Origin of the sequence: Staphylococcus sp. 11511212 (genome assembly GCF_011394755.1) — a bacterium.
GTDB lineage: Bacteria > Bacillota > Bacilli > Staphylococcales > Staphylococcaceae > Staphylococcus > Staphylococcus chromogenes.
This window is the reverse complement of sequence record NZ_JAANBQ010000003.1, coordinates 121,039-145,024: the sequence shown is the minus strand read 5'-3', so window position 1 is coordinate 145,024 and position 23,986 is coordinate 121,039. Positions and strand designations below refer to the sequence as shown.

Genomic DNA, 23,986 nt, shown 5'->3' with positions numbered 1-23,986 from the left:
GGACCTCCCTCGTTTATTGTTAAGATAATTTTTTCTTTAATGCCAGTGCAAGCGCTTCAAACTCGTCCCAATCATTCACTGTAACACCAGAAGCATTAGGATGACCTCCACCGCCAAATGCTTGTGCAACATCATTGATCACAAGACCTTTCGAGCGAATGCGACATCTGATGTCTTGCCCCTCATCCACGGCAAAAACCCAAATCCGTAACCCTTTAATATCTGCGATTGCATTCACAAATAATGACGCTTCATTTGGTGGAATCTGATACGTTTTTAAAACATCATTTGTAATTTTAACTTTACAAAAACCATCATCATCTAATTGGAAATTTTGTAAAACATATCCTTGAAACGCAATTAAATAGGGTTCTTTTTCTGCCATTTGATTTAATAAGTCGTGATGATTAATGTCATACGTTAGTAAATTTGCAGCCACATTCATCGTTTTCGGCGTTGTATTATTAAATAAAAATCTTCCAGTATCCCCTACAATACCTAAATAAAGGGCTGAAGCTATTGCTGAATTTATATAGGCTTCGTCCCCTAACGCGTGAATCATAGCATAGATAATTTCGCTTGTAGATGAAGCGTCAGTATCAACATAGTTTAAATCCCCATAGTTATCTACTGGGGGATGGTGGTCAATTTTGATTAAAGCTGAGCCATTATCATATCGTTGGTCATCTATACGTGGTGCATTTGCTGTATCACATACAATGACTAATGCATTTTCATAAACTTCATCAGGAATGCGATTCATATTTCCAAACATTGCGAGTGTTGGTTCATCCGTACCTACGGCAAAAACATTTTTATTTGGATATCTCGTTTGAATATATTTTTGTAGTCCTGTTTGTGACCCTAATGCATCGGGATCTGGTCTTATATGACGATGTATAATAATTGTTTCATATTCTTCAATTTTCGTTTTAATTTCTTCAAAAGTATTCATATATAGCACTTCCTTAATTATCTAGTAATTGACACATTAATAAAGCCGTTGCTACGGGTTGTTGCCCGCTTTGCATAGTCACTTCCAGTTTAGCGAAGTTTCGCCCCATATCTAATATATTATATAGAACCTCAACCTCGTTCTCTATTTGAACGGTTTTTATATAAAAAATGTTGAGACTCTCAATCATGACTTCTAATTTTTTATGTTTACGCATCACATATTTAATGGTTTCTTCAATTATCGCAACTGAAACTGATTTACTTAAAGTTCCAAATTGATTAGTCAGTTGCGGCGTGATTTCTACTTTAATTTGATTATTTCGAATATCAATATGTTTAGCAACTTGATCGTTGATTGTTTCTCCTACTTGTGGTTGTCTTCCGGCGATTTGCATCGCTTTTAAAACATCTTCTCTAGATATGACACCAATTAAACGTCTATCAGCTGAAGTTACTGGCAATAATTCAATCCCTTCCCAAATCATGGAATGCGCACAGCTCGCCACTGTCGTACTTAATTGAGCACTCATCGGTGGTTTTGACATAACTTTAGACAACTGCATTTTAGAGGATTGGCTTAAAATATCCTTACTCGTAATAATCCCCGTCAACTTCATTTCCTTGTCAACAACAGGGAAACGAGAATGCCCGGTTTCATGAGATTTATTGCGTACGTCTTTTACCGCCATCGTATCATATAAATAGGATGTTTCTTCAATTGGTATCACAATATCTTCAACGAGCAAAATTTCTTTTTTTATCATCTGATTGTACATCGCTCTATTGATAATATTTGCCACCATGAATGTATCATAATTAGAAGAAATTATGGGTAAGTCATGTTCATCCGCATACTTAACAATTTCATCAGACGTTTCAAACCCACCTGTTATAAGTACCGCACTCCCTTTTTTTAGCGCAGCTTTCTGCACATCAATGCGATTTCCAACAATAAGAAGCGTGTTTTTGGAAACATAATTCACTACGTTTTCAACTTCCATAGCGCCAATCGCAAATTTTGTTAGTGAATTAAATTGCCCTCCTTTTCCAGCAATTAACTGGCCATCTACGATTTTAGCAATTTCACCAAAGGTTAAAACATCTAATTGCTCGCGTGATTTTTTCTCTATACGCACAGTTCCTACTCGGTCAATGGTTGCAACTAATCCCCGTTGACCCGCATCTTTAATTGCTCGATATGCAGTCCCTTCAGAGACCTCTAAGTCTTTAGCAATTTTGCGAACTGAAATTTTTTGACCTATTGAAAGCTTTTCAATATGTTTGATAATTTGCTCATGTTTTGTCATATGAACTCCTTTAGCTAAGGGCATTTATTTGCTTACCCTTTGCTTTACCAAATCGATTTTTCTCTTGTTCATTATACCTTTTTTAATGACTATTGGGAACGAGATGAAACTTCTAAAAATACAGATATTTAATAGCATTATGAATTTCATTCCTTTAAAATATAATTAAAAGGAGGAGATACATGATGCATAAACATATTTTATTAGCAGTAGATCCGGAGATTAAAAATGCAAAAGCCATTAAGGAAGTTCAAAAATTAGTCGGAACAGAAAGTATCGTAACGATATTGCATGTGATGGGTGAACAAGATGTACAAGCCTCTGTTCGACTGGGAACCCATGTAAATGAACTCAAAAAGATCCGAAGTGAGAAATTACAAGACACTAAAGACTTGTTAGAAGCCGCTAATATTCAATATGAGGAAATTATTGAACGCGGAAACCCAAAAGAGAAAATTGTAGACTATGCTAATAACGGCAATTACGATATTGTAGTTGTAAGCAATCACAAAGCACAAGAAAACAAAAAAGTCGTTTTAGGAAGTGTGAGTCACAAAATCGCTAAACGTGCGCATATTCCTGTACTCATCGTTAAATAAATTATTTATCTCCACATTGAGCCTCTTGTCTAAATTTTAAAAAGCGCCTGAAAAATCATTCCGAAAAATGCATTTCAGGCGCTTTTATAAATTGTTTATGCTAAAGCTACTTTCGTTAAAGTTCTCATTAACATCGTCTTCTTTTTTATACACTATTAATCAGTGAATTGCACAGATTGACCCGGTTTTAATATTTGAACTTGACCGTGTGTCACAGCGTTTTTAAAATCTTCTGGGTTTTGTTCAATTAATGGGAACGTATTGTAATGAATTGGAACACTGATTTTAGGTTGAATGAATGTATTAATTGCATAACTCGCATCTTCAATTCCCATAGTAAAGTTATCTCCAATAGGTACAAAGCAAACATCGACAGGATGGCGTTCTGCGATGAGTTTCATATCACTAAACAATCCTGTATCTCCTGTATGATAAATTGTTTTATTTTCGAGTGTTAAAATGACGCCCATTGGCATGCCTAAATATATAGGCTTGCCATTGTCATCCATTAAACTTGAACTATGGAAGGCCTGAACAAACTTAAGTGTGCCAAAATCAAATTGCCATTTTCCTCCAATATTCATGCCATGCACATTTTCAATTCCATGAGCAGAATTTAAATAATTGGCTACTTCAGCTGTAGAAATAACAGTAGCCTCTGTCCGTTTTGCGATTTCAATAGTATCTCCAAAATGATCTTCATGTCCATGCGTTAAAATAATATAGTCCACTTCTAGTGATGACGCATCTAAATCTGATAATTCATTTCCAGTAATAAATGGGTCAATAATCCCTTTTTTTCCATTTGATTCAAAATACACTGTTGATTGTCCATGAAAAGATAGTTTCATTATGCATCCTCCTTTTTACTGTTACTCTCACTATACCACGAGATACTATGCGACACACATTCAAAGAAATTGAATTACTTACCCTTTTTAATTAAAATGATGATATTAAGGAGGCACAACAAATGACACATTTAGAGCAACTTATTACGAAGATTAAAACATCAAATGCGGATGCCGCATGGATTTCGAATCCAATTAACATTTATTATTATACGGGCTATAAAAGTGAGCCTCATGAGCGTTTATTTGCATTATTAGCTAAATCTGATGGAGAGTGTATTTTATTTTGCCCTCAACTTGAAGTTGAAGAAGTTAAAGCCTCTCCTTTCACAGGGCAAATCATTGGTTATTTAGACACAGAAAACCCTTACGAAAAGTATCGAGATAAGTTCAATACAGTACTCATCGAAGAAAACCATTTAACTTATCGTCGATATAAAGAACTTAAACAAGCCTTTCAAATCCAAAATGTACAATCCATTGACCCTCTTATTCAAGAGATGCGTAATGTCAAAACGCAAGAAGAAATCAATGTGTTAGCACGTGCAGCTGAGCTCGCTGATGAATGTATGCGTATAGGTGAAGCTTATTTAAAAGAGGGCGTGACTGAACGAGAAGTCGTGAATCATATTGAAAATGAAATTAAAGCTTATGGTGTTCATGAAATGAGTTTTGACACTATGGTGCTATTTGGCGATCATGCGGCAGCCCCTCATGGTACACCAGGAGATAGAAAACTTCAAAAAGATGAATATGTTTTATTTGACCTTGGTGTTATCTATCAAAATTATTGTAGCGATATTACACGTACAATTGCATTTGGAAACCCAAGCGAGGAAGCTCAACAAATTTATAACATAGTTAAAGAAGCGGAATCAGAGGCCATTTCCAAAATTAAACCTGGCATGAAAATTAGTGACATTGATAAGACTGCGCGAAATATTATTAAAGCGGCTGGCTATGGGGACTATTTCCCACATCGCTTAGGGCATGGATTAGGACTTGAAGCTCATGAATATCAAGACATTTCTGAAACGAATGACAATCTCCTAGAAGAAGGCATGGTCATTACAGTGGAGCCTGGCATATACGTCCCTGGAATTGCCGGAGTTCGTATTGAAGATGATATTTTAGTCACTCACGAGGGATATCAATCATTGTCATCTTTCAAAAAGTAAAACTATTTATTATGAAAACCAATCTCATAAAAATGCCAACAAAGCGACAAACTTTGTTGGCATTTTTTACTCTTTATTTATTTTAAAACATCTGCAACAGGTGTGAATTCTTTGTTGAAAGCTTCAGCAACAGCTTTATTAGTCACTAAACCATTATAAGTGTTTAAACCTTGTGATAAAGGTACATTATCAGTTAATGCTTGTTTATATCCTTTATTCGCAAGTTGAAGCGCATATGGTAGCGTCGCGTTATTTAAACCGATTGTTGATGTACGTGGTACAGCTCCAGGCATATTTGCTACCGCATAATGTACAACACCATGTTTGACATAAGTTGGATCATCATGCGTCGTAATGCGGTCTGTCGTTTCGAAAATACCACCTTGGTCGATGGCAATATCAACAACAACTGACCCTGCTTTCATTTGCTTAATCATGTCTTCAGTCACAAGACGTGGCGCTTTAGCACCTGGAATAAGTACCGCCCCAATGACTAAATCACTTGCTTTAACGTGCTCTTCAATATTAAGTGGATTAGACATAATTGTATGCACACGTCCGTCAAAAAGTTCTTCTAATTGTTGCAAACGTTTAGGGTTAACGTCTAAGATTGTTACGTCAGCACCAAGCCCTAAAGCAATACGTGCTGCGTTTGTTCCTGCTTGTCCCCCACCAATAATCGTAACCTTGCCTTTTTGTACACCTGGGATACCGCCTAATAGGATACCCATACCCCCATTAATTTTTTGTAGGAATTGAGCACCAATTTGCGCAGACATACGACCAGCAACCTCACTCATAGGTGTAAGTAAAGGAAGCGAGCGATCTGCAAGTTGAACTGTTTCATAAGCAATCGCAACCACTTTATTTTTAATTAAAGCTTCGGTTAATTCAGGTTCATTCGCTAAATGTAAATACGTAAATAAAATTAACCCTTCTCTAAAGAAGTCATACTCCTCTTTTAAAGGTTCTTTAACTTTAATCACCATATCTACGTCCCAAACCTTTGTTTGAGCATCAACGATTTTTGCACCTGCTTCAACATAGTCTTGATCTTCAAAGAAAGATCCAATACCTGCTGATTGTTCTACTAATACAGTATGTCCAGCTTCAACAAGTGCATGAACACCACTTGGGGATAACCCCACTCGATTTTCGTTATTTTTTATCTCCTTAGGAATACCAATTTTCATTCTCCCTACACCTCCCACGACTAATCATAACGCATGATGAATGTAAGCGCAATCATAACTTTCAATACTTTTTCTAACTTATAATAATTGGCGGAATTTACAAAAAATATGATATAATTGAAGTGAAATAAGAAAGGGGTTTTTGCCATGTTAATGTACAAACATATTCTTATCGCTGTCGATGGTTCACACGAAGCAGAATGGGCATTCAATAAAGCTGTAGCAGTAGCTAAACGTAACGATGCCAAGTTAACCATTATGAATGTCATCGATTCCCGTACTTACACATCATTCGAGGTCTATGATGCTAATTTTACTGAAAAGTCTAAATCATTCGCTGAAAAGCTACTCGATGGCTATCGTAAAGTAGCTGAAGAAGAAGGACTTACACATGTGGAAACAAAATTAGAATTTGGTTCTCCAAAATCAATTATCCCTAAGAAAGCAACTGAAGATGGAGACATTGATCTTATTATGTGTGGTACTTCAGGACTCAATGCTGTAGAACGCTTTATTGTCGGCTCTGTTTCTGAAGCTATTGTACGCCATGCTGAATGTGACGTACTTGTGGTTCGTACAGAACAAATTCCTGAAACATTTGAACCTCGAGTTGCAACGAAAGAACTCCTGCAAGATCATAATATTTAAAGACTTTCTCTTAGAAATTAAGAGAAATGATATCATTTACTGCCTACAAAGTTTCCTCTTTGTAGGCAGTTTTAATATGCAAATTCATCAAAAATAACAAGTAAAATTGAAAATAACTAAAACCTACTTTTTCGATATACATAAAGACAGGACTGAAATCAAACGATTTCAGTCCTGTCTTATTTATATTTGTAAATTATAATTCTCCAAATTTCATGACGTCACGTGCGATCATTACTTCTTCATTAGTTGGAATAACGAGTACTTTTACTGGAGAATGTGGATAGTTTAATTCAGCTTCTTTTCCACGTAAACCTTCATTCTTACGAGGATCCCAATACACGCCCATAAATTCTAAACCTTCTAATACACGTGCACGAATGACATCTGAATTCTCACCTACACCTGCAGTGAAGACAATGACGTCTACACCGTGCATACGTGTTGCATAAGAACCCATATATTTATGGATACGTGAAGCAAAGACTTCAAGTGCTAATTCTGCACGTTTATTACCATTGCTCGCATCTTCTTCGATATCACGTAAGTCACTTGATGTGCCAGTAATCCCTAATAAGCCTGATTCTTTGTTTAATGTATTTAAAACTTCATCAGCTGTTTTGCCTGTTTTTTCCATAATATATGGGATTAATGCAGGGTCAATATTTCCTGAACGAGTACCCATTGTCACCCCTGCAAGTGGTGTGAAGCCCATTGATGTGTCTATTGACTCTCCGCCATCGATAGCAGCGATTGACGCGCCGTTACCAATATGACATGAGATAATGCGTAATTCTTCGACAGGTTTACCTAACATTTCAGCCGCACGTTGTGAAACGTATTTATGACTTGTCCCATGGAAACCATATTTACGAATGCCATAATCTGTATAGTAGTTATAAGGTAAACTATACAAATATGCTGATTCTGGCATTGTTTGATGGAATGATGTGTCGAAAACAGCCACGTGAGGAATGTTTGGTAATAATTTTCTAAACGCTTCGATACCCATTAAGTTAGCTGGGTTGTGTAACGGTGCTAAATCCGTTAATTTTTTAATATCAGCGACAACTTCATCTGTCACCAATGCAGATTCAGGGAAACGTTCTCCTCCGTGTACGACACGATGACCTGTGCCATCAATATCATTAATGTCATTAATAATGCCATGTGCTTGTAAACTCTCTAACATGATATTTACAGCTTCTTCATGGTCTTTAATATCTTTAACTTCTTTCACTTTTTCTCCATTCACTTCTACAGTGAAAATAGAGTCTTTAAGGCCAATACGCTCAATAAGACCTTTTGTTACTAATTTTTCTTCTGGCATTTCAATTAATTGGAATTTTAATGATGAGCTACCAGCGTTAATTGCCAAAATTAACTTAGACATGTAAACGTCCTCCAATATTTAAAGTTTATCTCCAAAATCTATTTAACCATTATCACAGTCGTATTTCAAGAGTACCACAGATTATTTTTGAGGATGATTATGATTCATCCAATTTTTAAGTTCAGATAAGAAATTTTGAAAATTTTGTGGCTGTCTTAAATCTGGAATATTAGCAAGTAATACTTCTACAGATTGCGTTTTACCTTGCTCTTTCTTTTGTAGAATCAGTATCGATTTTTGCGCATGTTCTTGTTTAAATAAATTTTTAGGCAGGTGCAGAAAAGCTTGCATTTCTGTTTCTGTTGCAATAAAATTTTCCAACTGTTTTATATTTTCATCATTAAAAAGTTGGCTCGGTACGACTAAAAATGCGTACCCGGCTGGTTTTAATGCTGTAATAGCTTGTTCTATAAACAAATGATGCGCATAACTATGTCCCGATTCAAAACCTAATTTCATTTGATGACTACGTTCATCTACCGGGTAATAGCCGATTGGCAAATCTCCCAAAACGACATCTGCTTCTTCAAACGGCAGAGGCATTAAAGCGTCTTGGGGATACACGTCAAATGGAATTTCAAGGAAATTGGCCAAATGCACACTTAGTCTGGACAATACGGGATCGACTTCAACCAAATGATGCATCATTGTCTTCTCTGGCATCGCTTCATGTACTGTAGCACTTAAATGTCCTGCGCCACTCCCCAAGTCAACAACATGTAGCTCCTTATTTTCTTCTTCGAATTGAGAAATTAAATATCCTAATATTAAGCCAATAGAATCTGGCGTGATTTGATGGTTAGCTTGTACTTCTTCTTTTTGAAGTTGGCTTAAATAAGCAAATTGAAACGCTTTTCGTCTATCTTGTAGTGTTGCTTGTTCGATGAATTCGCGATCTTTTGTATACAATTGTTCCATTGCAAGCCCTAAATTCTCAATAAAACTTTGTCCATTCTCTTCATTGAGTTGTTGGGTTGTTTCATCCAACTTTTTAAATAATTGTTCCATAATTGTTGCTGATTCTGCCATTGTTTACGTCCTTTCAAAAAATAAGGCTGGTACATCATAAATGTTCCAGCCTCCAGTTTAATTGTAATTCCTTATAATTGACGATATGCTTCAAGTGCTGCATCGAAGTTTGGAAAGTCTGTTCCTTCTGGCACTAATTCTTTATAGACAACTTTGTTATTTTCATCTAATACAAATACAGAGCGTGCGAGGAGTTGTAGTTCTTCCATAACAACGCCATAAGCTTCACCAAAAGAGTGTTTTTGATAATCACTAAGGGTAATGACGTTATCCAATCCACTAGAGGCACACCATCTTTTTTGAGCAAATGGTAAATCTAAAGATAATGTTAAAACGTAACCGTCCTCATCATTCGCTTTTTTATTGAATTTTCGCGTTTGTTGGTCACATACACCCGTATCTAATGATGGAACAACATTCAACAATTTCTTTTTACCATCAAAGTGAGATAATGTGACTTCCTGTAAGTTATTATCAACAACCTTAAAGTCAGGTGCTTGATCACCTACATTAACTTCTGTTCCTTTAAGTGTAACAGGATTTTGTTTAAACGTAATTTGTGTCAAAATATTTTGCCTCCTTAAATCAATCTAAGTCAATTATATTATACGAGTAATGAAGGTACTTCGCACGTCATAGGTCTTCATTACTATGACTAAAGTAAAAAATCTTGAATGTAATCATATGTATTTTTTAAGATGAGAATGAGCGTGACAACGACGAATAACACTTTGACATAACTTACACCTTTTCGGATGGCAAATTGCGCACCGGCATAAGATCCTACAACAGAACTTAATGCTAATAAGAGTCCGAGCACATAATCTACATGACCTAAATACATAAACATAAGAAGTGAACCTAAATTGGAAGCAAAATTAAGAACTTTTGCATTTCCAGCTGCACTTAAAAAGTCAAAACCGACGACGAGTAATGCAAACATGAGAAATGAACCCGTACCTCCACCTAAAAAGCCATCATAAAACCCAATAACCACAATTAAAAGAATAAAAATCATCGCTTTTACAGGTGTTAATTTACGATAAGTACGTGTCGCTCCCCAATCTTTTTTCACAAGCGTATAAATAAGCACACACGTTAAAATGATGATAACAAGTGGTTTTAACACCTCTGAGGGTAAAAAAACCGCTAAGGATGTCCCCCCGATGGCTGCAATAAATGAGAGTGGAAACAGTTTTCCAACAATGGCAAGATCCACTTTCTTCGCACGAATAAAACGAGTGGCACTGGTAAATGAACCAAAGGCGCTTGCCATTTTATTAGTTCCTAATGCCGTTGCCGGCGGGATTCCAAGCGCAAGCAAAGCAGGAATTAAAATCAATCCCCCGCCCCCAACGACAGCATCAATAAAGGCAGCTAGAAAAGCAAAAGCGACTGCAATTAAAATAAGCGTTAAATCTAATTCCATCCCCTTCACCCCCAATTAAATTAGAATAAATCATCATCCCATTGTTCTGTTTCTTGAGCATGGATTTGATAATTTTTATCAATGACTAATGTTTCAATCTCAGCCACCGCTTTCTCAATCATTGGTTCAAAATCATAGCCAGATTCATACTGTATTACTTTATCAAATTGTGGTTCTGTCACTGGATTTTTAGGCGTAAAAATCGTACAACAATCTTCAAAAGGTTGGATAGACGTTTCAAACGTTCCTAACGCTTTGGCTTTATTAATGATTTCCTCTTTATCTAACGATAATAAAGGACGTAAAACTGGTGTTGATGTCACTGCGTTTATAGCATACATACTCTTAAGCGTTTGACTTGCAACTTGACCTAAATTTTCTCCATTTACAATGGCATCTGCACCAATTTGTTGCACAACTTTATCTGCAATTCTTAACATCATGCGGCGTGTTGATGTCATTGTATAACGTTCATGAACGACTTTATGAACTTGTTTTTGAACTTCAGTAAATGGCACGATATGTAGCTTAATTGTCCCTACACGCTCAGCCATAATACGCGTGAGTTCAATGACTTTTTCTTTCGCCTTCTCACTAGTAAAAGGTGGACTATGAAAATGAATAGCTTCAATTGTCACACCTCGACGCATAACTTCCATGCCAGCTACAGGTGAATCAATGCCTCCTGATAACATTAAGAGTGTTTTTCCACCGGTACCAACTGGTAATCCGCCGATTGCTGGAATCACTCGATCATACATATAGACCGCATCCAAACGGACCTCAATTTTAATTTCATGGTCTGGCTGACGTACGTCAACGTGTAAATCCTCTGCATGTTTTAGAACTGCCCCTCCAACCATCCGTTGTATTGCAAAAGTCTCATATTCAAACTGTTTGTCCGAACGTTTAACTTCGACTTTAAAACTGTCTCCAGCGTTATATTGATCTGCAAACTTGATAGCATGTTCGTACATCGCTTCCATTGTTTTTTCAATTTTAAGCACTGGACTTATCGAATGAACCCCGTAAACTTTTGAAATACGCGCAATCATTTCTTCTATTTCCGCTTCAGGTTGAAGTTGAATATACATTCTATCTCTATTGGCTTTCACTTCATAACCTTTTAAAGGCATCAAAGCACGTTTGACATTTGAACGTAATTGACTTACAAATGTTTTACGATTTGCCCCTTTTAATGTTAGTTCTCCATATCTTACTAGAAGATGATCATATATCATTTTCTTAGCAACTCCTCTACTTCATTATAGACGTGATCTAATGCTTGGAAGAATACGTTTACATCCTCATTTGATGTATGTTGGTCAAAAGATAAACGAATACTTCCTAATATATTTGTAGTGTCAATATTCATCGCAAGTAATACCTCATTAACTTTTGACTGTTTAGATGAACATGCACTAGTCGTTGAAACCAAAACGTCTTGTTTAGAAAATGCATTCACTAAAACTTCACCCCTTACCCCTGGAAAAGCAATATTTAAAATATGAGGGGATGCAGTGATCGGTGAGTTCACTACTATACCAGGGTAGTTTTGGAGGCGTTGGCGTATTTCGTCATTAACTTTTCTTAAAGTGGACATCATTTCACTTTGCGTGGTAACAGCTAAACGAATTGCTTTCGCTAACGCAACATCACTTGGTAAGTTCACAGTACCACTCCGAAGTCCGAGCTCTTGACCGCCCCCTTGAATAATCGGTGAAACAGCATGTGCATTTTTTAGTACAAGTAATCCTTGGCCTTTTAAACCATTAAATTTATGTCCACTAATAGCTAAACTATCTATTCCTGTCATCGTCAAAGGGACTTTGCCTAAGGCTTGAACAGCATCCACATGAAAATGAACTTTCGGAAAGCGTGTCAAGATTTGACCGATTTCTTCGATAGGCTGAATTTGCCCCATAATATTATTCACTTGCATACACGTCACAAGAATCACATCGTTGTTGAGTAACGATTCTAAATGATTTAGGTCTATTTGACCTGATTCCGTGATCTTGACATATTTTAAAGTGAAGCCCTCTTGCTCTAACTGTCGCATCACTTCTAAGACAGATGGATGTTCAAGAACAGAGGTGAGAATTGTTTTACCAAAAGGTTTTTTCTGATACGCCGCACCTTTTAATGCCATATTATTTGATTCTGTGGCGCCACTCGTAAAAATAAGTGTCTCCTCACGCAAATTTAACGAGGATTTAATTTGCTCGCGTGCTTTTTCAAGTAGACGCGCAGCTTCCACCCCTTTTACGTGAGGGCTATTTGGATTAAAAAACAACGTTTCATTCACTTTCATGTAACTCTTTAATACTTCTGGGTCAGGTCTTGTTGTCGCAGCATTGTCAAAATATAACATCTTACAAGAACTCCTTGAAAAAGATTATGAATAATCATTATTGTACTACACTATCTCCATGAAAATAAAACACATATTAGCTATTTTCTATAATTTAACCGATAAGGTCAATAGAAAATGCTAACTGACTGTATCTAGATAAGAGGGATTGTTCATCATTAAAGTAACTCCAACCTGTCACTCTACTTTTAAACATATCCTAGATTTTGATAAGTATTTATCATGAATAATATAAAAGAACCTGAGAATTTCATCATCTCAGGTTCTTTTCAGTGATTAAGGTTGTTGATTCATTACTTCACGTTCTATCGTTTCAGAAATACCAGGTTCAACCCGGTCTAAAGCTTGTGCAGAGATTTCACTTGAACGTTTATAACGGTTATTTTTAAATAAACGTTCGGCCTCATTTAAGCTCTTATCTAAATCGTTGTAGTCTTTTCGATAGCGATTACCATATTGAATGAGCTTTTCGGCATAGACTGCATTGATTAATACATCATTCGCTTCATCTTCAAACTTATTCATTTGTAATACGACTTTATTCACCTTATCTTTTAAGTGTTGAACATTAACGGGTCTTTCACTAAAACGTTCATTCACTTCTCTGACTTCATAGTCAATTTCGTTTTTAAGAATGATGAAACGTTCAGGCACACTCGTTAAGTTTGAAGCGAGTAGGCGTCGATAAATTTCTTCTTTTTTACTTTGAACACGTAAAATGTGCTCTTCTGCCTCTGCCTCATCTTCTCGTAATGACACAAGATGGTTTTGAAGCTTTTGTTGTTTTTCGTTAATTACGTCAACGTGATCTTCAATATATTTCAAATTATCTTGCACTTCACTATATCGTACAGATGATTTTGCCATCTCCATCAAAATTTCGTCGTATACCGTAATTAAATTTTGAATTTCATTTTCAAATTGTCGAACGCTTTGGATGTCGCTTTCGTTAATGTAGTAGTTTTCTCGTCCGTATTCAATTTCAGTTTGTAGCGTATAGTTCATATCTTTCGCATGAAATAAATCATCTGTAATACGCTCTTTTGATTCTTCTACAGCATTTTTAGCTTTCACTTCATGCTCAATCAAATCATACATTTCATCTAACTGTAGATTAATATTTTCTAATTTTTTATTCGCTTCATCTAACTCTAACCGACTAATCATAGGTTCTACAAAGCTTAATTCTGTTTTCAAGCTCTGTAATGTACCATCGACTTTAACGTGATCTAAATCATAACCTTCCACTTTTAAATCACGCACGCCATATTTCAAATCTTGAAATTGTCCTGGCAACTCTTTTTGTGCCTCGCGAATTAAATCAGGAATTTCTTTCATATCTTCTTTCAAAAATGTTAAGTCTTCATTTAAATTTTTAATATGTTCGTGTGCTTGTCTAAAATTCCCTTCTTGCTTTAATTCTTCGTATAAAGACAATTCTGGTTCCACTTGTTCTATTTCTTTTTCTAATGGCGGAGCAGCCTCTCCAAATTGATGACGATTCGCAAGCACCTCACGCTTGAGTTTGCGATGTTCTTCTTTAGTTTGTTCAAATAGCTCATCACTGTCATGATGAATCTTCAATACCTTGTCGGCTTTTTCAGTTAATTCTAAATGTTTGGCTTCATACACATCCATCATTTCGTGCGCATCATTGATGTCCGTTTCTGCTTGCGTAAATTTAAATTTATCTAAATTTACTTCTGCTTCGTGAATCTTTTCATCTACTGGCATTAAGTAGTCATTAAGGGATGATTTCCATGACGAATTTAATGCGTCGTATTCGGCTTTTGTTTGACCTGTCAAATTCAATTGCTCTAACTTATGTAAACTTTCGTCATAAGAGAGATCGTTTAATTTTACTTTACGATCTTCTGCACTTTGAATGATGGTTCTCTTGTTGGATCGCATCATAAAAAGGATACCGATACCAATCAGTATAATGATGATAATAGCTAAAATAATATATAATGCCATGTCCTTTCGTCTCCTTCTAAAAACATAAATTCATTATAACGTAATTCTATAACGCATTAAAATGAAATCTTCAATAATAAAAGTTTACCATACATTCGCTACAAATTGCGTAACTTGTATGAAAAGGCTATAATAATTTTAAAATTTCAAGGGGGAGTGGCAACCTATTATGAATAATCAAACAAATTACGATTTAATCTCGCGTCAACTGGATGCATTATTGACTGACGAGACGGATATCATTGCAAATTTAAGTAATACATCCGCACTCTTAAATGAAAACCTATCCGATATTAATTGGGTTGGCTTTTATTTACTAAAAAACAATGCGTTAATTTTGGGGCCCTTTCAAGGTAAACCTGCCTGTGTCCATATTCAAATCGGTAGTGGTGTATGTGGTACTGCTGTTAAACATGATAGCGTTCAACGTGTTGCTGACGTGAATGCTTTTCCTGGTCATATTGCGTGTGATGCGAATAGTCAATCAGAAATAGTGCTTCCAATTCATAAAAATAACGAAATTATCGGTGTATTAGATATTGACGCCCCTATTAAAGATCGATTTAGCCATTCAGATGAGCAAGGTTTACAAACAATCGTTGAAGTTTTAGAGCGCCATTTATAAAGTTTAAGATTACACTTGACTTTTAATGCCACCATGGTACAATTGTCTTTGTGTGAAAAACGAAAATAGCAGTTGAATATTGTGAGGCGCTATGATATTCCCAAAGTGGGCGTGCCGTGTAACCGTAGCTATGAGGCGAGGACACATAAAATATCATATCTTTACGAGCATTCAACACTCTTTTTTGTTTTTTCATAACAACAAAAAAGATAAAGGAGGAGTCAATTATGGCTCGATTCAGAGGTTCAAGCTGGAAAAAATCTCGTCGTTTAGGTATCTCATTATCAGGTACTGGTAAAGAATTAGAAAAACGTCCTTATGCACCAGGACAACATGGTCCAACTCAACGTAAAAAATTATCTGAGTATGGATTACAATTACGTGAAAAACAAAAATTACGTTACTTATATGGAATGACTGAAAGACAATTCCGTAACACATTCGAAGCTGCTGGTAAACAAGGCGGTGTTCACGGTGAAAACTTCATGATCTTATTAGCTAGCCGTTTAGATGCAGTAGTTTACGCATTAGGTTTAGCACGTACACGTCGTCAAGCACGTCAATTAGTAGGTCATGGTCATGTTGAAGTAGATGGTAAACGTGTTGACATCCCATCATATACTTTAAAACCTGGTCAAGAAATCACTGTTCGTGAAAAATCTCAAAAATTAGCGATTATCGAAGAGTCCATCGAAATCAATAATTTCGTTCCTGACTACTTAGAATTTGACGCTGATAACTTAAAAGGTACTTTCGTACGTCTTCCTGAACGTAGCGAATTACCAGCTGAAATCAACGAACAATTAATCGTTGAGTACTACTCACGTTAATCTTCGTCTTAACACACCACCATACGCTTGTATGGTGGTTTTTTTGTTGATTCATTTTCCCTTCCTTAATTAAACGGATTATCTCCGCTATTTGAGAATCGTCCGTACTTTTCAACGCACGGGAATATACGTATACTGAAATTATCTACTGAATGAGGAGGAATCATAATGCAAATATGGAACGATGAAATCATTCAATCTACATACAAAATGTCTGATGCAATTAAAGATATTGAGACACTTTTTAATAATATGGATGCGATTACTACCGCACAACGTGTCGTTCTTCCTACTGGAGAAGGTGCAAAGTCCATGCTTTACATGCCTTGTATTCATACAGAAAAACAAATGGGCATCATTAAAATTACATCAATTACGCCTGAAAACCCACAACAAGGGCGCCCTACCACTCAAGCGAACATCATTATTACGAATATCGAGACGGGTGAGCATGTTGCAAGTCTTGATGCTAGTTATTTAACGCGTTTGCGTACAGGAGCTTTAAGCGGTATCGCGACAAAATATATGAGCCGTACTCAGAGTCAAACTTTAGGAATGATTGGGACTGGAGGAATGGCCTTTGAACAATTATTAGGCAATTTAGAAGTACGCCCGATAAAGAAAGTATTACTCTATAACAGAACGCAAGAAAAAGCTGAACAGTTTAAGCAACGCATTTTTCAGTCCTTCCCTTCTTTAGAAGTCGACATTGTGCAAGACGTTCAAACGCTCGTTAAGCAGTCAGATATCATTAATTGTCAAACCGCCTCTCAATCCCCCGTGTTTGAAGCGAAAGATGTGCAAAAAGGGACGCATATCAATGGGATAGGTTCTTATCGTCCAGATATGAAAGAACTCGATTTTCATTTATTTCCAGATGCCCAACATATTGTCTTTGATGATATTGAAGGTGTAAAAGAAGAATCAGGAGAATTTATAGAAGCGGATCAGCAAAATATCTTTAAATTTGATGAAATTGATGGTGATTTACAATCTGTCGTGTTGAATGATGAATCATTAAGGAAACAAGATGACGAAATCAGCATTTTTAAATGTGTTGGTGCAGCACACTTCGATTTAGCAGTAGCTATTGGAGCTTATGAAAAATTATTAAAAAATGCGAACTAAAGTTTCTTTTTATTCACTTATCAAAATTGATACTAAAAAAGCTGTCGACATCGTACGTCATCATGTCGACAGCTTATTTTTAAAAGCGAGGAAACAAACTAACCACAGTTTACCTCTCCTGTTATTTAAATTATAATTTAAACAATCGGCTTGGTGCATCTGTAATGAGACCGTCTACGCCTCGTTGAATCAACTTTTTAGCAATCTTCATATCGTTAACAGTATATGGAATGACTTTTAAATTTTCTGAGTGTGCCCGTTTTATAAACTTACGATTTGCTAATTTATAATTTGGATTAATATAATCAGCGTAACTTGCAATATCTTTGAAGGGTGGTTGTTTTAACCAATATTTTCGTTTACTAATCAATACACCCGTTTGAATATAAGGTGTTAATGTACGGAATGTTTGCACAGAGTTCATATCGAACGATTGAATAATCACTCTGTAATATGGAAATTGTGCATTTTTAATTTTTTGAATGACTGCTTTTTCAATACCTGGGTATTTTTTTGGATTTTTTATTTCAATGAGCAAAGTTTTAGAATAGTTTTTACATAATTTTAATACTTCATCGAAGGTCATAATTTCCGCTTCTTTATGTCCTTTTTTCCAACTTCCAAAATCAAAACTTCTCAATTTTTCTAACGTATAGGAAGCCACGTCGCCTTTCGAATTAGAAGTTCGATCGATGGATTCATCATGTATCGCGACAAGCGCTCCATCACGCGTCATATGTAAATCAATTTCTAGCATATCTATATGGCGACTCAGAGCCGCTTGGTAGGCTTCACGTGTATTTTCTGGAAATTGTTCTGAAAAACCACGATGAGCCACGATTTTAAATTCCTTAAAAGGTTTATTGAGTTTCATAAACTCCCCTTCCTTTCCAAAGTGACAAAATTCATCTACACTAAACTTAACACATTCTCATAAGGAGTGAAGTAATTTGGTTCAACACGATTTTAAAGTGAATTTCCATTGGCAAGGTGGCCGTGATGAAACAGGCAAATTTAAAGGGGATATTTTGCAAGAATCATTTTCTATTCCTGCATCATTAGGAGGGATGGGACATGGTACAAATCCTGATGAATTATTAGTCAGTGCTGCAGGGAGTTGTTTTACCATTTCATTAGCCGCTACACTGGAGCGCGCGCATTTCAATATTCAAGAACTGCAATTAACATCAATTGGAACAGCTGAATTTAATGAAAATAGATTTACTATGAATCAAATTTTACACGATATTCAAATTACTGTTGAAGATCACGCAACCAAAGATAAATTGGAACGACGTATCAAACGATTACTTGAAATTGCGGATAATCATTGTATGGTCTCTAATAGTTTAAGAGGCAATGTACGCATAGAAAGTCGAGCAAAAATCATTATTTAATTTCACGGGAAAAAGGTTCCGTGAAATTTTACTTTTAATTTGTCAGAATATTTGTTAAAATGAAAAAATCTTACTAAAGGAGGTTGCTTATGTATTTCCAAAACTCCATTTTATTAACGCCAGGTCCAACACCTGTCCCTGCGCATATCCAAGCCGAAATGAATTTACCTATGGTGGGTCACCGTTCTTCTGATTTTGAAGCTATTGCGAAAGAGGCATTCCAATCACTAAAGTTAGTTTTTGGTAGTGATGAAGAGGTCATGATTTTGTCCTCAAGTGGAACGAGTGCACTGGAAGCAAGTATGGTCAATTTGATAGAAAAAGACGATCATTTTGTAGTTATTGTTTCTGGAGCATTTGGTAATAGATTTAAGCAGATTGCCGAGACATATTATACTCATGTACATATCTATGAAGTCCCATGGGGAGAAGCTTTTGATCCAGAAAAAGTATTTTCATTTATACAAGAAATCCAAACGCCTATCAAAGCTGTCTTTACACAATTTTGTGAAACTTCAACGGCTGTTCTCCATCCAGTCGCACAACTTGGGGCAAAATTAAAAACCTTAAATACAACTCCCCTCTTTGTCGTAGATGGCGTTAGCTGTATCGGGGCTGTTGATGTTCATATGGAAAGAGATGCTATTGATGTATTAATTTCAGGAAGTCAAAAAGCAATGGCGTTACCTCCTGGCATTGCTTTTGTTGCCTATAATCAACGTGCTCTAGATGAATTTTACAAAAGCAAAACACCTAAATTTTATTTAGATTTGGCCAAACATCACAAATCCTTATTACAACATTCTACGCCTTATACGCCTAATATTTCAGCTTTTCGCGGTATCATCGCATATAGACGTCACATTGAAAGCGTAGGTTTTGATGCCATCATAGCGCAACATTATCAAATTCGAGATGCTGTACGCACGGCATTGCGCGCATTGGATTTAGAACTCCTCGTCAAAGATAAACATGCCTCACCTACAGTTACCGCCTTTATTCCAAAGGACGAAAATGAACTTAAAAAAATCAAAAAAGACCTTAAAACGCAATTTAATATCACTATTGCGGGAGGACAAGGTAAATTAAAAGGCCAAATTTTACGTGTGGGTCATATGGGGGATGTCTCTCCTTTTACCTTATTGTCGTTTATCTCAGCACTAGAAATTTTACTCTCACAATATCGTAAGACACCTTATATTGGAAAGGGAACGCAAGGATTTATGGAGGTGGTAAATGATGTCTTATAAAGTACTCGTCGCTGACCCTATTTCAGAAGAGGGTCTAAAAAGCTTAAATGAAGATACACGATTTGAAATCATTCATCAAACAGGTTTAAGTGAATCAGAATTAATTCAAATTATCCCAGAATTCGATGCGCTCATTGTTCGTAGCCAAACTCAGGTTACGGCTAACTTACTCAATGCCGCACACCAACTTAAAGTCGTAGCCCGTGCAGGTGTGGGTGTAGATAATATCGATCTAGATCATGCAACCAAACGTGGAATTATTGTGATTAATGCCCCTGATGGTAATACAATTTCTGCGACAGAGCATTCGGTGGCTATGATTCTCGCAATGGCACGCAACATTCCTCAAGCGCATGCTTCATTAAAAAGTGGCGAATGGGATAGAAAATCATTTCGAGGCACTGAATTATATCGTAAAACGTTAGGTGTTATTGGTACCGGACGTATCGGAATTGGCGTGGCAAAACGTTTGCAAAGTTTTGGTATGGATATCCTCGCTTATGATCCCTATCTTACTGAAGATAAAGCAAAAGAATTGGATTTCACACGTGCGACGGTTGACGAAATCGCTCAAAAATCTGACTTTGTAACCGTACATACACCTTTAACTGAAAAAACAAAAGGGATAGTGGGTGCTTCATTTTTCGAACAAGCAAAACCAGAGCTTCGTATTATTAATGTAGCACGTGGTGGTATCATTGACGAAAATGCACTCATTGAAGCTTTAGATCATGAAAAAATCGCCGGAGCAGCGATAGATGTATTTGAAAATGAGCCAGCAACTCATTCACCTTTGGTACAACATCCAAAAGTCATAGTCACACCTCATTTGGGAGCCTCTACAATTGAAGCGCAAGAAAAAGTAGCCGTGTCTGTTTCTGAAGACATCATCGATATATTAACAGAGCAACATATTGCACATGCCGTCAACGCCCCTAATTTTATTTTAGGAGACGACGAAGCATTACAGCCATTTGTTGAACTGGCACGAGTTACTGGTGAAATGGGTATTCAACTTTTACCGAAAGCTCCACGTGAATTAAATATTACCTATGCAGGAGATATTGCTTTAGATGATACAAGTTTGATTACACGAACACTCGTCAAAGGGGTATTACAGCAAGATATGGGAGATCATGTGAATCTGATAAATGCACTTGCACTTCTAAGCGAACAAAATGTCACTTATTCTATTGAAAAAACAAAAAGTAAAAAAGGATTTAGCAATTATATCGAACTTGAGTTAATTAACAAAGGGGACACAGTTAAAATTGGAGCCACTGTTCTAAATGGATTTGGCCCTCGTATTGTACGTATCAACGACTATCCTGTTGATTTTAGACCGGAACAATATCAATTAGTCATTCATCATCATGATCGACCAGGTATCGTTGGAAAGACAGGACAAATTTTAGGAGAACATGATGTTAATATAGCCTCTATGCACTTAGGTCGGACAAATATTGGCGGTCATGCCATGATGATTTTATCAATAGATCACCCTATTAATGATCAAGTTGAATCTCATTTGTTGCATATTGATGGCTTTCGTTCAGTAACACCTGTCACTTTGAATTTGTAGTAGGAATAAGACCATTTGTAAATTCTTTTGTTTAATCATATAAAGATAGAGCCATCAAAATTACCTCACCTCAATTTTGATGGCTCTATTATTTAAGTTATCTTCTATATCTTGACGCTCTTATTACATCTACAACCCACTACTCAATAAATGTCGCACGTATATCTAGCACATGATTTACAATTTGGTCAGCATGATGCTTTTCTAATTCTTCACGTGCATCTTGACCTTTTAATCCCGATAAGGTCCCAATAAAATAGGCATTCATTTTTTGGGCGCATATTAAATCTGCTAGAGAATCTCCCACAATCGTCACTTCTTCTTTGTTTACACAATTTGATTGATTTGTTGCGTATTGATAATAATCTTCTACTTGATTACCGTTTAAAGCTGCAATATAGCTAAAAGGATTAGGTTTACCTAGTGGTTTCAAATCCGGATATTTCTGCTCGACATCCATCACTTCACTCGCAGTTACAATATGTGATTCATTAAAATGTTCTAATAGCCCTAATGACTTAAAGGGGATTAACGTTTCTCCCCGAGTTCGTCCTGTTGCAATAGCGATTTTATATCCCTTTTCTTTAAGTTCACACAAAAGGTTTTTAACTTCGTCTATTGGAACAAGTGGTTTTTCATGATATATATAACCCTTTTTAAAATGTGATTTTGGCTGTTGCTTTTCAACTTCTTCAAATAATGTTCGTCCTAGATACCACTCTTGATAAATGGATTGCGCAAACTTCCACAAAGGACTTTGAATATCAAAGAGCGAAACATTTGTCGTATTCAATTGTAAACCTGCAAATTGTTTTAATTCTTCATACAATGCTTCTTTACCTTTTGAGCAAGTGGATAAAAAGTCTAATGGTGCTGCATAGTCGATGACTTTATTTGTGAATTTGTCACCTAAACTTTTGATTTGTGTTTGAGAAATTGACTTTGAATCTAAAAAATGCTGACGGTCTTCTTCATTGAGCTGTTTTAACAAATTGATAAAATGAATCGAAAATACAACAAATAACATATCCCAATTCGAGTTGATCCCTAAAGATTTCAAGTGATTTAAAATCATATCGTTCTCAAAAATATCATTACGAATCGCCTGGATTTGAGAATCTTTTAAATGACTCAAATCTACACTATCGCCTAAATTTAAATACATTTCATCAAAAAGTAATTCATAAACTGCTAATGCTGAAACATCAAAACATCTTCCCTCATCTAAAAAAACACCATCTACATCAAATAAAATCACTTTTTCCATAGGGCAACCTCCATAAACAGAATTTTCAGATAAAACAACTATAACATAAAAACCTACATGAGTATGCACTTGTATTTGTATATTTTATCTTTAAAGGTGCATAAAACAAAAAGAAGCATGTCATAGAATAAAGTTATCCTTATATATTTATTGAGAATAATTTTTTGATGAATTCTATGTCCAAGCTTCTATATGTTTAATCATTAGTGACCTTCTACGTATGCATTTAGCTCTTTTTGTAACTGACGTGTACGTTCAGTTAACATTTGCGTAATGTATTCTACTTTTTCTTGGCGTTTCAAATCTTTTGGGATGGCTGTTGTATCAATCGGCTCCCCAAACTTAATATAGGCCTTTTTAGTAAAAAGATGTGGGATTTTAGTAGGTCCCACATAAGCTGCAGGTAAAATAGGTGCTTTTCCTAACATGGCAATCGTTGCTGCCCCCTTCTTTAAAGGCACTTCAACTGAAGTACGTTGCCCAGATGGGAAAATACCTACAGTTTTGTTTTGATTTAAAATTTTAACAGGAACCTTTAACGTACTTGGCCCAGGGTTTTCTCGGTTGACAGGAAAAGCATTTAACGCTGTAAAAAATTGATGCATCCACTTATTTTTGAATAATTCTTGTTTGGCCATATAATGAATTTCATTTGGTAATAAAGCTAATCCTAAAAGGATAATTTCATTGTAACTTTCATGGTTACATGTAACGACATACCGATTGGAATCAGGCTTGTTTTCTAGTCCAAACACTTCTAATTTTTTTAGTTTTTTTACGATAATAAAATCTAATGCTTTCGCAATTAATCGATATAACATATTAACACCTACTCTTTACGTCTTTTAGCCCTTTAAATTTTATCACTTCCTAAACATTTGAACAACTACATTTAAAAATACGACTAAAGATGGAGAGCGCTAGACTGGTCAAAATGTGATGAACATAGGATAATAAATTTAAAGGAGGCAT

23 protein-coding genes are annotated in these 23,986 nt (G+C 36.0%); 9 read left to right on the top strand and 14 right to left on the bottom strand.

Annotation, left to right across the window (positions count from 1 at the left end):
* Nucleotides 1-19 precede the first annotated feature (19 nt).
* Both G8Y84_RS02145 and G8Y84_RS02140 read right to left on the bottom strand, forming a co-directional pair.
* The gene (locus tag G8Y84_RS02145) at nucleotides 20-955 is read right to left on the bottom strand and encodes a DHH family phosphoesterase (RefSeq protein ID WP_105962870.1); all 936 of its coding nucleotides are present in this window, start codon (nucleotides 953-955) and stop codon (nucleotides 20-22) included.
* Nucleotides 956-968: 13 nt separating this feature from the next.
* Nucleotides 969-2,264 (bottom strand): DRTGG domain-containing protein, encoded by a 1,296-nt coding sequence (locus tag G8Y84_RS02140; RefSeq protein ID WP_037574353.1) that lies wholly within the window; start codon nucleotides 2,262-2,264, stop codon nucleotides 969-971.
* A gap of 185 nt (nucleotides 2,265-2,449) precedes the next feature.
* Between G8Y84_RS02140 and G8Y84_RS02135 the strand changes: the two genes are divergently transcribed.
* A complete protein-coding gene (locus G8Y84_RS02135) occupies nucleotides 2,450-2,863 on the top strand; it encodes a universal stress protein (RefSeq protein ID WP_037574634.1) in 414 nt (137 codons plus the stop codon).
* Nucleotides 2,864-3,018: 155 nt separating this feature from the next.
* Here the strand turns inward: G8Y84_RS02135 and G8Y84_RS02130 are convergent, their stop codons facing one another.
* A complete protein-coding gene (locus G8Y84_RS02130) occupies nucleotides 3,019-3,714 on the bottom strand; it encodes a metal-dependent hydrolase (protein WP_037574354.1) in 696 nt (231 codons plus the stop codon).
* A 122-nt stretch (nucleotides 3,715-3,836) separates the two neighbouring features.
* Between G8Y84_RS02130 and G8Y84_RS02125 the strand changes: the two genes are divergently transcribed.
* Nucleotides 3,837-4,892, top strand: a complete 1,056-nt coding sequence (locus G8Y84_RS02125) for a M24 family metallopeptidase (RefSeq protein WP_037574355.1) — start codon at nucleotides 3,837-3,839, stop codon at nucleotides 4,890-4,892.
* A 77-nt stretch (nucleotides 4,893-4,969) separates the two neighbouring features.
* Here the strand turns inward: G8Y84_RS02125 and ald are convergent, their stop codons facing one another.
* Entirely contained in the window at nucleotides 4,970-6,085 is a 1,116-nt protein-coding gene (gene ald, locus G8Y84_RS02120) for an alanine dehydrogenase (RefSeq protein WP_037574356.1), read from the bottom strand.
* Between the two features lie 147 nt (nucleotides 6,086-6,232).
* On the opposite strand from ald, the gene G8Y84_RS02115 reads away from it, so the two are divergent.
* Nucleotides 6,233-6,733, top strand: coding sequence for a universal stress protein (locus G8Y84_RS02115; RefSeq protein WP_037574358.1), 501 nt, complete (start codon nucleotides 6,233-6,235; stop codon nucleotides 6,731-6,733).
* A 196-nt stretch (nucleotides 6,734-6,929) separates the two neighbouring features.
* Here G8Y84_RS02115 and G8Y84_RS02110 read toward each other — a convergent pair whose 3' ends face one another.
* The 7 genes from G8Y84_RS02110 to ezrA all read right to left on the bottom strand — a co-directional run bounded on the left by G8Y84_RS02110 (nucleotide 6,930) and on the right by ezrA (nucleotide 14,935).
* Nucleotides 6,930-8,126, bottom strand: coding sequence for an acetate kinase (locus tag G8Y84_RS02110; protein WP_037574360.1), 1,197 nt, complete (start codon nucleotides 8,124-8,126; stop codon nucleotides 6,930-6,932).
* 81 nt (nucleotides 8,127-8,207) lie between these two features.
* Nucleotides 8,208-9,155, bottom strand: a complete 948-nt coding sequence (locus G8Y84_RS02105) for a class I SAM-dependent methyltransferase (RefSeq protein ID WP_165806085.1) — start codon at nucleotides 9,153-9,155, stop codon at nucleotides 8,208-8,210.
* A 71-nt stretch (nucleotides 9,156-9,226) separates the two neighbouring features.
* Nucleotides 9,227-9,721 carry a thiol peroxidase gene (gene tpx / locus G8Y84_RS02100; protein WP_037574364.1) on the bottom strand — a complete coding sequence of 165 codons (495 nt, stop codon included), beginning with the start codon at nucleotides 9,719-9,721 and terminating at the stop codon, nucleotides 9,227-9,229.
* An 89-nt stretch (nucleotides 9,722-9,810) separates the two neighbouring features.
* Nucleotides 9,811-10,584, bottom strand: coding sequence for a sulfite exporter TauE/SafE family protein (locus tag G8Y84_RS02095; protein ID WP_037574367.1), 774 nt, complete (start codon nucleotides 10,582-10,584; stop codon nucleotides 9,811-9,813).
* Nucleotides 10,585-10,604: 20 nt separating this feature from the next.
* On the bottom strand, nucleotides 10,605-11,825 hold the full coding sequence (gene thiI, locus G8Y84_RS02090) for a tRNA uracil 4-sulfurtransferase ThiI (protein ID WP_105962872.1): 1,221 nt from the start codon (nucleotides 11,823-11,825) through the stop codon (nucleotides 10,605-10,607).
* The gene (locus G8Y84_RS02085) at nucleotides 11,822-12,958 is read right to left on the bottom strand and encodes a cysteine desulfurase family protein (protein WP_037574371.1); all 1,137 of its coding nucleotides are present in this window, start codon (nucleotides 12,956-12,958) and stop codon (nucleotides 11,822-11,824) included. The genes thiI and G8Y84_RS02085 overlap by 4 nt, the downstream gene beginning before the upstream one ends.
* A 276-nt stretch (nucleotides 12,959-13,234) precedes the next feature.
* On the bottom strand, nucleotides 13,235-14,935 hold the full coding sequence (gene ezrA, locus G8Y84_RS02080; protein WP_105962873.1) for a septation ring formation regulator EzrA: 1,701 nt from the start codon (nucleotides 14,933-14,935) through the stop codon (nucleotides 13,235-13,237).
* A gap of 169 nt (nucleotides 14,936-15,104) precedes the next feature.
* On the opposite strand from ezrA, the gene G8Y84_RS02075 reads away from it, so the two are divergent.
* From G8Y84_RS02075 to G8Y84_RS02065, 3 genes are all read left to right on the top strand, one after another.
* The gene (locus G8Y84_RS02075) at nucleotides 15,105-15,560 is read left to right on the top strand and encodes a GAF domain-containing protein (protein WP_037574375.1); all 456 of its coding nucleotides are present in this window, start codon (nucleotides 15,105-15,107) and stop codon (nucleotides 15,558-15,560) included.
* A 227-nt stretch (nucleotides 15,561-15,787) separates the two neighbouring features.
* Nucleotides 15,788-16,390 carry a 30S ribosomal protein S4 gene (gene rpsD / locus G8Y84_RS02070; RefSeq protein ID WP_037574377.1) on the top strand — a complete coding sequence of 201 codons (603 nt, stop codon included), beginning with the start codon at nucleotides 15,788-15,790 and terminating at the stop codon, nucleotides 16,388-16,390.
* A 168-nt stretch (nucleotides 16,391-16,558) separates the two neighbouring features.
* Nucleotides 16,559-17,518, top strand: coding sequence for an ornithine cyclodeaminase family protein (locus tag G8Y84_RS02065; RefSeq protein ID WP_037574379.1), 960 nt, complete (start codon nucleotides 16,559-16,561; stop codon nucleotides 17,516-17,518).
* A gap of 130 nt (nucleotides 17,519-17,648) precedes the next feature.
* Here the strand turns inward: G8Y84_RS02065 and G8Y84_RS02060 are convergent, their stop codons facing one another.
* The gene (locus G8Y84_RS02060; protein WP_103159170.1) at nucleotides 17,649-18,392 is read right to left on the bottom strand and encodes a glycerophosphodiester phosphodiesterase; all 744 of its coding nucleotides are present in this window, start codon (nucleotides 18,390-18,392) and stop codon (nucleotides 17,649-17,651) included.
* Nucleotides 18,393-18,468: 76 nt separating this feature from the next.
* Here G8Y84_RS02060 and G8Y84_RS02055 point away from each other — a divergent pair, with 76 nt between their 5' ends.
* The 3 genes from G8Y84_RS02055 (at nucleotide 18,469) to serA (ending at nucleotide 21,747) form a co-directional block, all read left to right on the top strand.
* Nucleotides 18,469-18,915, top strand: coding sequence for an SACOL1771 family peroxiredoxin (locus G8Y84_RS02055; protein WP_165806084.1), 447 nt, complete (start codon nucleotides 18,469-18,471; stop codon nucleotides 18,913-18,915).
* An 89-nt stretch (nucleotides 18,916-19,004) separates the two neighbouring features.
* Entirely contained in the window at nucleotides 19,005-20,165 is a 1,161-nt protein-coding gene (locus G8Y84_RS02050) for a pyridoxal-phosphate-dependent aminotransferase family protein (RefSeq protein ID WP_037574385.1), read from the top strand.
* Nucleotides 20,155-21,747, top strand: coding sequence for a phosphoglycerate dehydrogenase (gene serA / locus G8Y84_RS02045; RefSeq protein WP_037574637.1), 1,593 nt, complete (start codon nucleotides 20,155-20,157; stop codon nucleotides 21,745-21,747). Before G8Y84_RS02050 ends, serA begins: the two co-directional genes overlap by 11 nt.
* A 139-nt stretch (nucleotides 21,748-21,886) precedes the next feature.
* Here the strand turns inward: serA and G8Y84_RS02040 are convergent, their stop codons facing one another.
* Nucleotides 21,887-23,014, bottom strand: a complete 1,128-nt coding sequence (locus G8Y84_RS02040; RefSeq protein WP_037574387.1) for an HAD family hydrolase — start codon at nucleotides 23,012-23,014, stop codon at nucleotides 21,887-21,889.
* Nucleotides 23,015-23,217: 203 nt separating this feature from the next.
* The gene (locus G8Y84_RS02035) at nucleotides 23,218-23,835 is read right to left on the bottom strand and encodes a lysophospholipid acyltransferase family protein (protein ID WP_105962874.1); all 618 of its coding nucleotides are present in this window, start codon (nucleotides 23,833-23,835) and stop codon (nucleotides 23,218-23,220) included.
* Between the last annotated feature and the right edge of the window lie 151 nt (nucleotides 23,836-23,986).